12 protein-coding genes and 1 pseudogene are annotated in these 14,824 nt (G+C 62.2%); 8 read left to right on the forward strand and 5 right to left on the reverse strand.

Going from position 1 to position 14,824, the window contains the following annotated elements:
- The 4 genes from EH240_RS31475 to EH240_RS31490 all read left to right on the forward strand — a co-directional run.
- On the forward strand, positions 1–322 hold a 322-nt coding region (locus tag EH240_RS31475; RefSeq protein ID WP_281035188.1), incomplete at its 5' end, for a TCP-1/cpn60 chaperonin family protein.
- Positions 323–349: 27 nt separating this feature from the next.
- Positions 350–565, forward strand: coding sequence for a hypothetical protein (locus tag EH240_RS31480; protein ID WP_125005870.1), 216 nt, complete (start codon positions 350–352; stop codon positions 563–565).
- 46 nt (positions 566–611) lie between these two features.
- Positions 612–797, forward strand: a complete 186-nt coding sequence (locus tag EH240_RS31485) for a hypothetical protein (RefSeq protein WP_125005872.1) — start codon at positions 612–614, stop codon at positions 795–797.
- 235 nt (positions 798–1,032) lie between these two features.
- A complete protein-coding gene (locus EH240_RS31490) occupies positions 1,033–1,215 on the forward strand; it encodes a hypothetical protein (RefSeq protein WP_125005874.1) in 183 nt (60 codons plus the stop codon).
- A gap of 95 nt (positions 1,216–1,310) precedes the next feature.
- Here the strand turns inward: EH240_RS31490 and EH240_RS31495 are convergent.
- Positions 1,311–1,526: pseudogene (locus tag EH240_RS31495) on the reverse strand (HNH endonuclease); the annotation flags it as partial.
- A gap of 169 nt (positions 1,527–1,695) precedes the next feature.
- Positions 1,696–3,078, reverse strand: coding sequence for an FAD-binding oxidoreductase (locus EH240_RS31500; RefSeq protein ID WP_125005876.1), 1,383 nt, complete (start codon positions 3,076–3,078; stop codon positions 1,696–1,698).
- 220 nt (positions 3,079–3,298) lie between these two features.
- On the opposite strand from EH240_RS31500, the gene EH240_RS31505 reads away from it, so the two are divergent.
- From EH240_RS31505 to EH240_RS31520, 4 genes are all read left to right on the forward strand, one after another.
- Positions 3,299–4,306 (forward strand): AraC family transcriptional regulator, encoded by a 1,008-nt coding sequence (locus EH240_RS31505; protein ID WP_125005878.1) that lies wholly within the window; start codon positions 3,299–3,301, stop codon positions 4,304–4,306.
- 531 nt (positions 4,307–4,837) lie between these two features.
- On the forward strand, positions 4,838–6,238 hold the full coding sequence (locus EH240_RS31510) for a selenium-binding protein SBP56-related protein (protein ID WP_125005880.1): 1,401 nt from the start codon (positions 4,838–4,840) through the stop codon (positions 6,236–6,238).
- A 24-nt stretch (positions 6,239–6,262) separates the two neighbouring features.
- The gene (locus EH240_RS31515) at positions 6,263–6,928 is read left to right on the forward strand and encodes a hypothetical protein (RefSeq protein ID WP_125005882.1); all 666 of its coding nucleotides are present in this window, start codon (positions 6,263–6,265) and stop codon (positions 6,926–6,928) included.
- A 218-nt stretch (positions 6,929–7,146) separates the two neighbouring features.
- Positions 7,147–7,701, forward strand: coding sequence for a dihydrofolate reductase family protein (locus tag EH240_RS31520; RefSeq protein ID WP_125005884.1), 555 nt, complete (start codon positions 7,147–7,149; stop codon positions 7,699–7,701).
- Positions 7,702–7,704: 3 nt separating this feature from the next.
- Here EH240_RS31520 and EH240_RS31525 read toward each other — a convergent pair whose 3' ends face one another.
- The 3 genes from EH240_RS31525 to EH240_RS31535 form a co-directional block, all read right to left on the reverse strand.
- Positions 7,705–9,045, reverse strand: coding sequence for an HlyD family type I secretion periplasmic adaptor subunit (locus tag EH240_RS31525; RefSeq protein WP_125005886.1), 1,341 nt, complete (start codon positions 9,043–9,045; stop codon positions 7,705–7,707).
- Positions 9,042–10,736 (reverse strand): type I secretion system permease/ATPase, encoded by a 1,695-nt coding sequence (locus tag EH240_RS31530; protein WP_125005888.1) that lies wholly within the window; start codon positions 10,734–10,736, stop codon positions 9,042–9,044. The genes EH240_RS31525 and EH240_RS31530 overlap by 4 nt, the downstream gene beginning before the upstream one ends.
- Before the next feature lie 84 nt (positions 10,737–10,820).
- Positions 10,821–14,585 carry a beta strand repeat-containing protein gene (locus EH240_RS31535; protein WP_167484246.1) on the reverse strand — a complete coding sequence of 1,255 codons (3,765 nt, stop codon included), beginning with the start codon at positions 14,583–14,585 and terminating at the stop codon, positions 10,821–10,823.
- Positions 14,586–14,824 lie beyond the last annotated feature (239 nt).

A 14,824-nucleotide genomic window follows, 5' to 3' on the forward strand; every position in this document is an offset into this window, starting at 1 on the left:
CGCCGGCATCTCCATCGTACTCAGGGCGCTCGAGGCTCCAATCCGGCAGATCGCCGAAAATGCCGGCGTCGAGGGGTCGGTCGTCGTCGGCAAGCTCTCCGACAGCAAGGATCACAATCGAGGTTTCGATGCCCAGAACGAGGTCTATGTCGACATGATCAAGGCCGGCATCGTCGACCCGGCCAAGGTGGTGCGCACGGCGCTGCAGGATGCCGGCTCGATCGCTGCGCTCTTGATCACCGCCGAAGCCATGATCACCGACATTCCGGCCAAGGATACCGCGCCTTCACCCGGCGGCGGCATGGGCGGAATGGGATACTGAGACCGACCGTGGCGTCAGGAGCAGCCCGTGCGTGAGCCCACGCTGCTTCCGGTATTCGGCAGGCTTGGGGTCAAGCCGCCGGTCGCCATTGCGGCGACGCCGGCCATATCCAGAAGAATGAAGAACGTGGTAGCTCGCATACGGGAGGGCCTCTCGGCGCACGGGGGCCTGGCTTTGAAGCTGGGCGTGGTGCTGTGGACAGTTGTTGTCCTGGCGGCGGTGTTTTTCATTCTGCAGGCCTGAACCGATCGATATCGTCGGTGGCGGGCGAAAACGAAAGGACGCGAATATGGCAAACCGCTACGCGCTTCGCATGGACCATCCGGACAGTTGGACCGTTTTCGATGTCTTCACCGGCCAGCCCGCCGAGTCCGATCACAAGATCATGGTCGGTATCAATGCCGGCGAAGCGGACGAGATGGTCGGCCGGCTGAACGATCAAGACGCCAAGCGGCGGGAAGAAGCCGGCCGCTGACTTGCATATCCTGCGCGACGCCTTCAGAACATCGGTCATCGAAAATCAGATCCCTGAGGATCCGTGGCAAGTATACGACCGCGCTTTTGATCCGCGACTATACCGGCAATTCCGATTTTGAATTGGCACTGCTGGCCTGGATCGTACGAAACTAACTTTATCGCCGTGCATAAGTTGCCGGAGCGGACATCCCCTCCGCGCCTGCCTTCATCTTTACCTGAAAGGGACAATGTCCATGAGATTTATGAAAACCCCGGACGCTCCGGTCGTAACGATCGAGCCGATCGTCAAGTCTCCGAAAGTCCTTTCAACGCGGCTGGCGATCAGAAGCGACGAAGCCGCAAGACGAAAGATCGCCGATACCGACGGCACAGTGCGGCGGGCGCGTCAACTTGCGGAAAGCAACCGCCTGATTTGATGCGCCTACGTCCGCTTTGTTGGCTATTATCGACCGCATCATCCGTTGCGCGGCGCCGAACATTGGGGTCGACCTAGGTCGGGTGCCGGGCTACCTCATTGCTTAAAGCAGTACTCGCGGTGCCATTGCAGGAAACGAGGGTGCGGGCGCTCAAACTGTCGGTTCGGCGAGAGCGCGCGGCGCGTCTTGTTTATGAACCCCTGCACGCTGTCGAGGTCGTTGACCTGTCGCGAGATCAGGATTTCCAGGTCGTCGGAAAGGCTGATCAATCCGCGATCGTACATCCAGTGCGCTGTGCCGGACAACGCAATCCTTAGCGAGCGCAGATTTTGCCGGCGCGTTCGCAACGAGAACAGCTCCCGCTCTTTGGAGTTGGCTGCTGCCCTAGGATCTAGAACGCGCCGAAGACATAAGATACTCCTAATATTACGGAGGGTCACTTAGGATGTGACGCCGGTCCGCCTGACGAGCGGCCGCCCGTCAGGCAGCCGGCCGGATGTTTTGGTTCACCCGGAAGAGGTTGTTCGGGTCGTATGTCTTCTTCAACGTAGCCAGGCGCTCGTAGTTGTCGCCATAAGCCGCCTTGAGCCTTGCATCGCCCTCGTCATCCATCATGAAGTTCAGGTAGGCGCCACCCAGATCGAACGGATGCACCGCCTCCCAATAGGCCTTGGTCCACCGCGTCACCGGCCCCGCTTTCTGTGGGTCCGGATCGATCCCTGCGATAACCATCGACCAGGTCGCATCACGGCAATTCCAAGCTGTCTCGTCTTTGCCGATGCGATGGACGGCGCCATCGATCGGGTAGAGATGCATGAGCGATAGCTCGCTCGGCGTCTTCGCCGCCTGCTTGAGATGAGCGTCAATCGCCGCGTCAGACAGTGTCTTGACGAAATCGCCCCGCCAATACCACTGCATCCCCTTCGGGTAGAGGCCGTCGAACATGCTCTGCACGGCGGGATAGGGCATCGTTCCCATCCAATTGAACCAAGGCGCGGGGAGCGCATCGATGAGCGGGGCTAGAGCCTCCCTCCCCTTTTCCTCCGGACCGCTATAGCAACACATCAGGAGACACATCCGCTTTCCCCAAAACTCTTCCGGAAACGGCGCGCTCGAGAGGATCGTCTTGAGCCCGAGGAAGATCCCGAGTTCCTCGGGCGCGTCCGGCAGGAACTCGCGATAACGCTGCATGATGGTGCGGGCGTTTTGTTGATCAAATGCGATCGGCCCCGCAAAGACCATGTTGACCCGGTGAAGCTGGAACACAAAACTGGTGACGACGCCGAAATTGCCGCCACCGCCACGCAGCGCCCAGAACAGATTGGGGTCCCGTTCCTTGCTGGCGGTGACGAAGCTGCCGTCGGCAAGCACGACATCGGCCTCGATCAGATTGTCGATGGTCAGGCCGTATTTGCGCGTCAGATAGCCGTGGCCGCCACTCAGCGTCAGTCCGGCGATCCCGGTGGTCGAGATGATGCCCGCCGGTACAGCCAACCCAAAGGCATGGGTGGCGTGGTCGACGTCGCCCTGAGTGCAGCCCGCGCCTACCCGCGCCGTACAGGCGTCCGGATCGACGCGCACGCCGTTCATCGCCGACAGGTCGATCACCAGACCGTCGTCGCAGCTTCCTAATCCCGGTCCGTTATGGCCGCCGCCACGTACCGCAACCAGCAACTTGTTGTCGCGGCCGAAATTCACCGCTGTTATCACGTCGGCGACGTCGGCACAGCGAGCGATAATGAGCGGCCGCTTGTCGATCATGCCGTTGTACAGCTTGCGGACCTCGTCATAGCTGGCGTCGCCGGTGCGGATGACTTCTCCCCGCAGGCTTGCCGCGAACTTGGTGATGTCTTCGTCGTTCATGATATTCCTCCCTACCGAACCTGTCGGCCGGTCGATGAACGCTAGTTCCCTGGGGTGTTCCCGCAAATGCCACATCGTCCAATTCTATTGCCCGATCGTTCAGAGTAGGATCACGCATATGCGCGCTTGCTCATATGGCCATATTGCTGGATAGTTGGAGATGTGCGGCCGAAAAACTCGTCATTAAGGGAGTAGTCGATCGTTTCCGGAGGTGTAGTGCATGGATGTCCTATCCGATGTGCTCCGAGCCGTTCGCCTGACGGGTGCGATCTATTTCGATATCGACGCCAGTTCTCCCTGGGTCGGTGAATCGCCGGGGACCGCCGAGATTGCCGCCGCCATCATGCCGGAGGCTGAGCACGTCATTTCCTTTCATGCCGTGATGTCTGGATCGTGCTGGGCCGCGCTGGGAGACGATTCTGTGTCCGCAGTACGCGTGAACGCCGGTGATGTTGTCGTCTTTCCTGGGGGCGCTCCGAATGTCATGAGTTCCTCGCCTGGGGCGCGGGGCGAACCCAACATGGCGATGTATTATCGGCCAATAGATGAGCACCTGCCGTTCGCAGTGGTTCATGGCGGTGGTGGAGACGAGCGGACCCGGTTCATTTGCGGGTACCTTGGCTGCGATGCGCGTCCATTCAATCCCCTGCTCGCCGCGTTGCCGGCCATATTGTGCGCCCGCAAACCTGCCGACGGCAGCAGCTGGGTTACTGACCTGTTTCGCCAGGCGCTGGCTGAGGGTGGCAGCGGGCGCGCCGGTGGCGAAACGGTCCTCGCCAAGTTGAGCGAATTGATGTTTGTCGAGGTCATCCGCGGCTATCTTGAGACCCTGCCAGAGGACTCGCGTGGGTGGCTGTCCGGCCTTCGCGATCCGCACGTCGGCGAGGCGCTCCGACTCATTCACGCACGCCCTACGGAGGAATGGACATTGGACCGTCTCGCCCGCGACGTAGGGCTCTCGCGCACTGCATTTGCGAGCCGCTTTAGCCACTACGTCGAGGTCTCGCCCATGCAGTATCTTGCTCGCTGGCGTCTGCAGCTGGCGGGACGCCTGCTCGAACGGCCCGATGTCAGCATCGCGCAGGTGGGAGCTGAGGTCGGCTACGAGTCGGAGGCCGCGTTCAATCGCGCCTTCAAAAAGTTCGTCGGCATTCCACCTGGTACCTGGCGCAAGGGACGTTCGGCTTTGCTGAAAGCTCAAAGGTTGCCCCCTGTCGTCGTTCAGTAGGCAAAAATGGCATGTGTTCACGCCTCAGGCTGCGTGCCGAGCCGACGTCGACGCAGAGCTCGAATGCCCGCTTGGCGGCAACCGCGACCTTTTGTCTAGCGTGATTGCGGGCAATGTCCGCTCTCGTGCAGAGGTAAAGTTGACCTCAACGGCCGACATCGGCGCAAAACCGCCGATCGCGGTTTGTCCTCTGACCATATGCGATTAGCAACCCTGACCCGCTGTTCCAACCCGCCCCGCTTCCTGCTTGGATCCAAGCCGCGCCACAATCGCCGGGTGCGTTGCCGACACCAATGTTGACGGCAGTCCCGTCCGCGGCTCGTCCATCCTCGGGCAACGCGCTCTTCACCCAGAGAGGCGTCGCGGAAGTCGAGATTGCAGTTCTCCAGAATCCGTGAGATTCTTCAAAAAGCCGCACCAAACAGCGTGCGAAAAACAAGGCGCCCCGACGATTTCGGCGGGCATCCAAGCGCATCACAGGTCTGCCCCTGATTGTCGGACGGGTTGCTCAATCCGCCAAGGGAGGACGACATGACCGTACGGCCAGACCCGACTTTTCACGCGACTGCCAAGCTCGCAATGCAAGCGCCAGTCGAAAACTTTGCCTACGCTTTGATGTTGAGTGCCGACTTCTCTCAGCCCGATGGACTAGCAATCGTTGACGTAAACCCGAAGTCGAAGGACTACGGCAAGGTCGTCCACAGCGTGATCATGCCGAACAAGGGCGACGAGTTTCACCATTTCGGCTGGAACGCCTGCTCTTCGGCCCTTTCGCCGCTGAGCGGCCACGCGTTTCTCGAGCGCCGCTTTCTGATCATTCCCGGCATGCGGTCCTCGCGCATCTACATAATCGACACCAAGGGCGGAGCGACCAAGGCCAAGATCCACAAGATCATCGAGCCGGAGGAAGTGTTCGCCAAGACGGGCTATTCCAGGCCGCATACGATTCACTGCGGGCCGGAAGGTATTTATGTTTCGACGCTCGGCGGCGGTGGCCCCGACGGCACCATTGGGCCTCCCGGCATTTTCGTCATGGATTGCCAGACGTTCGATGTCATCGGGCGCTACGAGATCGATCGCGGACCGCAGGACAAGCAGTATGATTTCTGGTGGAACCTGCCACGCGACTACATGGTGTCGAGCGAGTGGGCACTTCCGCCCCAGTTCGAGAACGGCATCGTCCCGGAAGACCTCCTGTCGAACAAATACGGACACCGGGTGCATTTCTGGAATTTGCGCGAACGCAGGAACGTGCAGACCATTGATCTGGGAGCCAATCACCAGATGGCACTGGAAGTCCGGCCCGCCCATGACCCGGTAAAGGAATACGGTTTCATTGGAGTGGTCGTCGACACGACAAACCTCGAAGGATCGATCTGGACATGGTGGCGCGAGGACGGCAAATTCCATTCCGAAAAGACGGCGACCATCCCGCCCGAGGCAGCTGTGAAAGATGACCTGCCCCCGCTTCTGCAGGGTTTTGAGGCGGTCCCGCCGCTGGTGACCGACATCGACCTGTCGCTCGATGACCGCTTCCTCTACGTATCCTGCTGGGGCACCGGCGAAATGCGCCAATATGATGTGACCGATCCGATGAAGCCCAAGCTTGCAGGGTCCGTCCATATCGGCGGCATCACGCGCAAGACCAGGCATCCCGGCGGCGGCGACTACAGGGGCGGACCGCAGATGGTCGAGATCAGCCGCGACGGCAAACGCGTTTACTGGACCAACTCGCTCTATTCGACCTGGGACGGTCAGTTCTATCCCGATGGCATCCCGGCAGCCATGGTCAAGGCCGATGTCGGCGAGAACGGTGGGATCACCCTGGACAAGGACTTTTATGTCAAGTTCCCCGAGGGGTATCGATCGCACCAGATTCGTCTGGAAGGCGGCGATTGCTCGACGGATTCATTCTGCTATCCGTCGGTGTAGCCGACGGCTCGGGTGAATGAAGCGATGAGCGAGTGGACGACGGCCGGCCTCTGGCTGGCCGTCATCGCCAGCGGCATTTATCACGGCGTCAATCCCGGCATGGGCTGGCCGTTGGCCGTCTCGGCCGGACTGTTGGACAGACGTACCGGCGCATTGTTCCGGGCGCTCGGCCTTCTGGCGACGGGACACTTTGCAGCAATGATCGGCATCCTGCTGCCCTTCGGCGCGATGCTGACGCTGATTGTCTGGGAACGACAGATCCGCATCGCGGCGGGGTTGATCGTGATCGCAGCCGGGATCTATCTCCTGATCAACCGGCGCCACCCGCGTGTTCTTGCCCGTATCCCGCCGGCGCAACTGGCCTTGTGGTCCTTTGCGGCCGCCACCGCGCATGGCGCCGGGCTGATGCTGGTGCCGATCTATCTGGGTCTGTGCCAGGCGGGGGAACCTGACGCTGGACACCAGGCGGCCGCCACGCTCATGACCGGCAATCTGATCACCGCCGGCACCGTCTCCGTGGTCCACACGGTCGCCATGATTGCAAGTGGCGGCATCCTCGCCATTGCCGTCTATCGATGGCTCGGACCCAAGTTCATCTCACAAAGCTGGTTCAATCTCGACATTGCGTGGGCCGTGAGCCTGATCCTGGTGGGGGGAATTGGGATCGCGAGTGTCGGATTCGCTCGGTGAGCTGTACGCATTTGGCAAAGGAATCCTCCTTTCTGCGAAGGTCTGGAAAAGGCCCAAAGGCGGCAGTTGTTGGCGATGATCGACACGATCATCAATTGGCGCATCAGGTCGACGCTCACCTCCGACATCGACCAACCAAAAACGCGGCGCGCTATTTTTCACGGAGCGTGTCGCAGAAGGCCCGCGCGGTTCGTCCTCTGACAAAGAAGGAGACCGCCATGGGAAAGCTTATCGTCACCGAATTCATCAGCGTCGACGGCATCGCCGAGGTCGAGAAGCTGCCGGGCGTGACCTGGAACGACGAGATGAACGCGTTCAAGGCGGACGAGCTTGCCGACAGCGGCGCCATGCTTCTCGGCCGCACGACCTACGAGATCTTTGCCGGCTCATGGCCCTCCGAAACCGGGGACTTCGCCGACCGCTTCAACGCGCTGCCGAAATATGTCGCCTCGACCAGCCTGAAGGCGCTCGACTGGCAGCCGGCGGAATTGCTTGCCGGCCCCCTGCCCGAAGCGGTCGCCAAGCTGAAGCAGGAGAGCGGCGGAAGCATCTATGTGCACGGCAGCTTGAGCATTGCCCGGCAGTTGCTCAGCCACGGCCTCGTCGACCGCCTGAGGCTGCTTGTCTATCCCGGCGCCGTCGGCCAGGGCAAACCGTTGTTCCCGTCCGACAAGCCGCTTGCGCTGGAGCTGGTCTCCGCCGCGCCGTTCAGCAATGGCGTGGTGGCGCTGGAGTATGCGCCTAAGAGGGCCGAAGATCTGGCTCGGGAATAACGGCTACTTCTGCCGGAACGCCGTATGCAGTGACGTTGTCAGCGGCCCCAGAATGTAATCCAGCGCGGTGCGTTCCTCGGTCACGATCATGACCTGCGCCGGCATGCCGGGATAGAGCTGGATCTGCGGAGCGGCGGCGAGTTCCTGCTGATCCACCGCAATGTCGGCGACATAATAGGGAAAGCCGGTCTTGGCATCGGTGACGCGGTCCGCGGAGATATGGGTAACCCGGCCGTGGATGACCGGCGTCGTGCGCTGCTTGTAGGAGGTGAAGCGGACCTCGGAAGTCATGTCGGCGCGCAGGCTGGATATGTCCTCGACCTTGACCTGCGCCTGGACGATCAGCGAATTCCTGGTCGGCACGATATCGAGGATGGTCTGGCCGGGGGCGACGATCGCGCCGGTCGAAAAGACCGTGAGGTCCATCACCTGGCCGTCATAGGGCGCGCGCACCTCGGCGCGGTCCACCGTGGCCTGCGCTGCAAACATTTTTGGCACCAGATCGGCAAGGCTTGACTGGGTCTCGATCAGCATGGCGGACAATTTTGCACGGCGCTCGTTGGTGAGCTGCGCAATCTGGCTTTCGAGCTCCGCCTTGCTCTGGCGGTTTCCGGCGATCTCGCCGAGCGCCTGGTCGATCAGGCCCTGCAGATCGGACGCCGAGCGGTCGAGTTCCAGGATGCGAGGTTTCGTCGTCAGGCCGGCCTTCAGCAACTTGTTGAGGCCCGCCTTTTCGTCGATCGTCGACTTGAGCTGCGCGCGGAACGATTCGACGCGCGCCTGCTTGCCGTCGATCTGCTCTTCCAGTTCGGCAATCCGCTTCTGCAGGATCTGCCTGGCGCCGGCCATCGAGGCGCGCTGGCTCTCGAGGTCGGCAATCTGGTTGGCCATCGCGTCCTGCAGATAGGCCTGGTGCTCGGCGGTGATATCCTTCGGAAAGGCGACCGCCTCATGGCCGTCGAGCTCCGCACGGATGCGGGCATCGGTGGCGCGCAGGAGCGCATATTGCTGGGAGTAGAGATTGAATTCGGAACGGGCGCGGGTGTCGTCGAGCACCACCAGCACATCGCCAGCCTTGACGATGTCGCCGTCCTTGATCCGGATTTCCTTCACCGTGCCGCCGTCGAAATGCTGGACGCTCTTGCGGTTGCCCTCGACCTTCACAATCGCGTCCGCGAGCACCGCTCCGTTGAGCGGCGCGATCGCCGCCCAGCCGCCGAACGCGCCGAAGAAGGCAGCGATGATGAGCACGCCGACCCAGACCGGTCCCCGGATCGAATCCGGGTTGGCGCCCGCGTCTTCGGTGCCGGACAGGCTGCGGTAAGTGGCGGCGATGTCGGTCATTGGGTTGCCACCGCCATGGGTGCTGCCCGCTGGTTGAGCAGCGCCACGATCTCGTTCCGCATGCCGAAGGCTTCGACCGCGCCATCCCTCAAGAGCAGGATCTTGTCGACATTGGCCAAAGTCGAGGGCCGATGCGAGACGATGATGACCGTGCTGCCGCAGCGCTTGAGCTCCAGCGCGCATTCGGCCAGCGCGCGATCGCCATCGGCATCGAGGTTGGAGCTCGGCTCGTCGAGCACGATGAGGTTCGGCATGCCGAACACGGCGCGCGCAAGCGCGATGCGCTGCCGGTAACCGCCGGACAGCACCGCCCCGCCCTCGCCGATCTGCGTCTCATAGCCCTGCGGCAGGCGGATGACCATCTCATGCACACCGGCAAGCCGGGCGGCCTCGATCACCTCGCGGTCGACATCGGTCTTGAAGCGGCCGATGTTGGCGGCGACCGTATCCGAAAACAGCTCGATATCCTGCGGCAGGTAGCCGATATGGTCGCCGAGCGCTTCCCTGCCCCATTGTGTCAGGTCGGCACCGTCCAGCCTGACCGTGCCGCGGCTCGGCTGCATGATGCCGGCGAGATGACGCGCGAGTGTCGACTTGCCGGCGCCGGAAGGCCCGACGATGCCCAACGCCTCGCCGGCCTCGAGCCGGAACGAGACATCGCGCAGCAGCACCTTCTGCAGGTTGGGAATGGCGAAGCTGAGCTGCTCCACGGCGATCTTGCCGGTGGGCTTCGGCAGGTTGAACAAACGTTCGCCTTGCGCGCCGCCATCGAGGAGCTTCTCGACCCTGCCAAGGGCGGCCCGCGCCAGGATCAGGCTGCGCCAAAGGCCGACGATCTGCTCGACCGGCTGCAGTCCCCTGCCCAAAAGAAGGCTCGCCGCGAACATCGAGCCGCCGGAGATCTGCCGCTCGATCACCAGATAGGCACCGAGGCCGAGGATCAGCGACTGCATGGTGAGGCGCATGAAGCGGATCAGCCCGGACATCAGCGCTGCCCGGTCGCTGGCCTGCCCCTGCTGGCGCAGCGCCAGGCCCCGGTCACGCCCCCACCGGCGGACGAGGCCGTCGATCATGCCCATGGCGCGGACAACTTCCGCGTTCCTGAGGCTCATCTCGGTGAAATTGTAGTTGGCCGTGGCAAGGTCGTTGGCCTGCTTCAGCGGCGCGCGAACGATGTATTCGTTGAGCACCGCCATGGCGATGAGAAGCAGCGATGAGCCCAGGGCGAAGAAGCCAAGCCAGGGATGCAGGAGGAAGATGATGCCGATGTAGATCGGCGACCATGGCAGGTCGAACAGCGCATGGATGCCGCTGCCGGTGATCACCTGCCGGAACGTGTCGAAATCGCGGATCGGCTGGCTTTGCGAGGCACCCTGCGACGGGGTCTCGACCGAAGCCGCGAGGATCTTCGCCGAAAGCAGCCGGTCGAGCCGCGCGCTGGCCCGCGTCAGTATCGCGGCGCGCACCAGGTCGAGACCGGCCAGCGCCAGAAAAGCGGCGAGCAGCACCAGCGTCAGCATGACCAGCGTCGTCTCGCTGCCGCTGGTGACCACCCGGTCGTATATCTGCAGCATGTAGAGCGGAGACGCGAGGTAGAGCAGATTGATCGCCAGGCTGAATGCCGCCGCAAAGAGGAAATAGCGGCGGCAGGCGCGAAGCGCTTCCTTCACAATTCTAGGCTTGGCGTTCAATTCCAAAACCCCACTCGATACTCGTCAGGTCATCAGGTCACAGAAGTAGGCGGGCCGCCGCTGCCGGCGGCCCGCCTGTCGGTTTCAGGCGAACTCGCTCGTTCCGCTGCCGATGCCCGTCAGCGTGAAGTCCGCCGGATTGTAGGTCACGACCGTATGGCCTTCGCCGTCATCGGCGAGCTTGAAGCCATTCGCATCGTAGGCGCCGAGCAAATGCAGCATGGCATTGTGCGCGCCGTCCGAGACGGTCAGCGTGCCGCCACTGCCATCCTGGCTCGCCTGGTAGCTGACCGTCGTGCCGGCGCCGAAAGAGATGTCGTTCAGGTCCAGCTTGTCGTCATTGGTAATGCCGCCGATCCGCCCGCGGTAGTCGAAGGAATCGTCGAGTTCCAGCGTGCCGGCCGCATCCTGCGCAAAGGTGACGTCCGTCGACGAGGCGCCGCCGAATTCGAGCTTAGACAGATTGCCGATCGTGGCATCGCCCTCGCCGGTAACTTCACCTTGAACGGCGATGTTGCCGCCATTGGCCCACAGCATGCCGGAGTTCGCCAGCCCGCCGGCGACGACCAGGCCGCCCGAGCCGGTCGCCTCCAGCATGCCGGAATTGGCGACGACGCTGCCGCCGGTGTCGATGACCAGTGCATTGGTGCCCGAGGCGATGATGGTGCCCCTGTTGTCGAGACTGAGCATGCCATCGCCCAGCTGGCCGGCGCCCGAGATGGTGTTGTCGACATTGGTCAGCGTGACACCCGGACCGGTGCCGGAGATGATGTTGAAGCCACTGTCGGAGAGGACAACCTGCCCGCCGCCCTGCAGCGTCACGCCATGCTGGATGACCTGCAGCAGGGTTTCGCTGCCGGTCGAATTCAGCGAGATGAGGCCGCTGTTGTTGACGGTGCCGCTCAGCGGCAGCAGCGCGCCGTCGCCGATCGTCATCGTGCCGGTGTTGTTCACCACTGGCGTCTGGTCGAAGGCGAAATTGCCGGCGCCGAGCGCTGAGGAATGCACGCCGTCCATCGTGATCGACTGTCCGTCGCCGAGCGTGATCACCGCGTTGCCGTTGGCGTCGTCGGCGGTATGCGCCTGGACGTCGGCGAAGCTCTGGAAGCCGGAGTAGCCGACGAGGTCGATCTGGTCGGCCGCCGCATCGAAGCTGTGCACGGTATCGTTGCCGATCGGCTGCGAGAACACGAACAGATCGTTGCCGCTGGAGCCGGTCAGCACGTCGTCGCCCGACCAGGCGAAGATCGGCGAACCCGGCGCATAGGCCTCGACATTGTCGGCGATCGAGACGCTGCCTGTCGTGCCGTCAGCATTGGTCCAGGTCATCGAGACATCGAGCACCACCGCGCCGGCGAAACTGGCGGGCGTGGTGACGGTTAGTTCGTGGACGGCATTGGTCTGCACCGTCCAGGATCCGTCGGCATTCTGCGTCGCGCCATCAATGGTCCAGCCGGAAGGCACGTCCTTTACCGTGACTGTGACGAGCGCACCGTCCGAGGGGTCGGTCAGCGCAAGATTGATCGGCTCGCCGGCCGTGCCGGCGGGCTTGAGGCCGCTTGTAGTTTTCACAGCGTTTGTGTGTCCTGCCGAATCCGAAAAGGCCCCACTGTCGATCGTAAGTGTATAGGATGAGCCGTTGTTGCTCCCGGCACCTTTATCCACCTGAAAGGTGTATTGGGTATGGGCTGCGTTGAAGGTTCCCGACCCGTCTATGACGCTGACATTCGGGAGGCCGGAAACGTGCATCACGTCTGAGAGGTTAACAAAGTTTGTGTTGACGGCCGAAGTGAACGTTATCGTTACGGTGCTTGGTGTAGCGTTATTTCCCTGCCTGCCGTCTACGACAGAGGAGATCAGCGTTGAACTGACATCGTCGGTGCCATTCACCGTGATCGTCACGGTTTGAGTGTCCGATGCGCCGTGGTTGTCAGTGCTTTGGACGGTATAGGTAAGCGTCAGGGACTGGCCTGCAGCAAGGTAATCGAAGGCCTGGGTGCCGGAGTTGAAAGTCCAGTTGAGGTTGTGGGTATCGGTCGGGTTGGCGGCCAAGCCCGATGTTGGTGCGACAGCCAGCATTGCGAGAAGCTGGGCGTTGGTCAGGCCGAGGCCAGCTGTCGTCCCCGATGCCACGACGGTTGTGACCGAGGAATTGACCGTGTCGGCAAGATCGGCGTCGGTTACCGTCAAGGTACCGTTGGCCGTCAATCCAGCGTTTGTCTCCGTCAGTGTCGTCGACGCGGTGTCCGGCGTCCCAGTTGCTACAACATGAACATCCGGCGCGTCGTTGGTGCCGGTCAGCGTGATGGTCAGCGTCGAGCTTGCCGATGCGCCGTGCTCGTCGGTGACGGTGTAGCTGGCGACCACGGGCAGCGTGGCGCCCTCGGCCAGGTGCTGATAGGCGGCATTGGAGGCGTCGAAGCTGTAGGAGCCGTCGGCATTGATGGTCAGGCCGGCGACCGAGCCGACCTGCGCATAAGTCAGCAGCGCGCCGTCATCGACATCGCCGTCGTTGGCGGCGACGCTGCCGGTGATGGTGCTGTCCTCAAGGCCGGCATTGGTGTCGGCGACCGCGGTCGGCGCGTCGTTGGTGCCGGTCAGCGTGATGGTCAGCGTCGAGCTTGCCGATGCGCCGTGCTCGTCGGTGACGGTGTAGCTGGCGACCACGGGCAGCGTGGCGCCCTCGGCCAGGTGCTGATAGGCGGCATTGGAGGCGTCGAAGCTGTAGGAGCCGTCGGCATTGATGGTCAGGCCGGCGACCGAGCCGACCTGCGCATAAGTCAGCAGCGCGCCGTCATCGACATCGCCGTCGTTGGCGGCGACGCTGCCGGTGATGGTGCTGTCCTCAAGGCCGGCATTGGTGTCGGCGACCGCGGTCGGCGCGTCGTTGGTGCCGGTCAGCGTGATGGTCAGTTGCGCGGTATCCGTCAGCCCGTGAGGGTCACGTACAGTATATGTAAACACCTCGGTGACAGTGACGCCCTGCGCAAGCGCGTTGGTGTCCGCATCGGTGTTGTCGAGCGTATAGGTATAGGTTCCGTCCGCATGCAGGATCAATGAGCCATAGGTGCCCACCAGTGCAGATCCGACTGTGCCCGCATTTCCAGATCCGGATTCAGTACCTGTCCGGACCGCCGACACGACGAGTGACGCCTGGCCGTCGTCGGCATCCGTATCGTTGGACAGCACATTGCCTATGGCTGTGGGATCCCCTGCAACGGGTGTATTGCCCGGGCCAACGCCGGCCTCGCGCACCTCGTCCGTGCCGTTGGTGTCATTAACACCGACAGGCGAGCCTGGATCGCACGCGACGAAGACCTGCTCGATCGCGGAGACTTTCAGATTGATGCTGGTGAAGGTGAATTCTGCCTGACCCGCTTGGCCGGTATTTGCGTTTGAATTGGCCACAATAAAAGCTTGAAACTGAGCTATTTCATTATTTAACGCCGTCATGAACGACGCATTATTCAGCTGATCATTGCTTAGATAGATGACAAGTTTATCGATCTCCGCGGTGCCTTTGGCAGCACTTCCGTTCCCGCCGTCATAGACATCGTAGCCGGAAAAGGTCGTTTGTCCGGCCGTTGTGCCCGTGCCGTAAACCTGGCCACCAATTTGGTACTGATTTTCCCATGCTCGATAGATCAGCGTGTCCGCCCCGGATCCGCCCAGGACTGTATCGAAACCACTGCCTCCATCGAGCGTATCTGCGCCTGATCCGCCATTCAGGCGGTCGCTTCCATCGCCCCCGGACAGCACATCGGCTCCGCTGCCGCCAACCAGATTATCGTTGCTGCTTGTGCCAACAGTCGTGGCCATCTTTTTTCCCCCGGCAGACGCACGCGGCACCTGCTCATTGGCCGTCCGACAGACGGCTGACTACCCCATGCCGAAACCTGGTTGGCATTCGGCGCTCAGTTACGTGAGGTGAGAGTGATCAGTGCACCAAGCCGCAACCCCTCGCTCCCGGCCGCGAATGGCCAGCGCAAGCGCGGCGATTCACAGACAGGTGGTGGCTCAATGATGATGGCTACGACGGCTATCGCCGCGTTGCGTTTCCCCTACCCCAGTAGCGCTGTGACTCGTTG

It is taken from the genome of Mesorhizobium tamadayense (assembly GCF_003863365.1).
Taxonomy (GTDB): domain Bacteria; phylum Pseudomonadota; class Alphaproteobacteria; order Rhizobiales; family Rhizobiaceae; genus Mesorhizobium; species Mesorhizobium tamadayense.

Excerpts from the sequence above, each read along its gene's own strand:
- EH240_RS31485 (WP_125005872.1), top strand. The coding sequence starts at position 612 with ATGGCAAACCGCTACGCGCTTCGCATGGACCATCCGGACAGTTGGACC.
- EH240_RS31490 (WP_125005874.1), top strand. The coding sequence starts at position 1,033 with ATGAGATTTATGAAAACCCCGGACGCTCCGGTCGTAACGATCGAGCCG.
- EH240_RS31500 (WP_125005876.1), bottom strand. The coding sequence starts at position 3,078 with ATGAACGACGAAGACATCACCAAGTTCGCGGCAAGCCTGCGGGGAGAA.
- EH240_RS31505 (WP_125005878.1), top strand. The coding sequence starts at position 3,299 with ATGGATGTCCTATCCGATGTGCTCCGAGCCGTTCGCCTGACGGGTGCG.
- EH240_RS31510 (WP_125005880.1), top strand. The coding sequence starts at position 4,838 with ATGACCGTACGGCCAGACCCGACTTTTCACGCGACTGCCAAGCTCGCA.
- EH240_RS31515 (WP_125005882.1), top strand. The coding sequence starts at position 6,263 with ATGAGCGAGTGGACGACGGCCGGCCTCTGGCTGGCCGTCATCGCCAGC.
- EH240_RS31520 (WP_125005884.1), top strand. The coding sequence starts at position 7,147 with ATGGGAAAGCTTATCGTCACCGAATTCATCAGCGTCGACGGCATCGCC.
- EH240_RS31525 (WP_125005886.1), bottom strand. The coding sequence starts at position 9,045 with ATGACCGACATCGCCGCCACTTACCGCAGCCTGTCCGGCACCGAAGAC.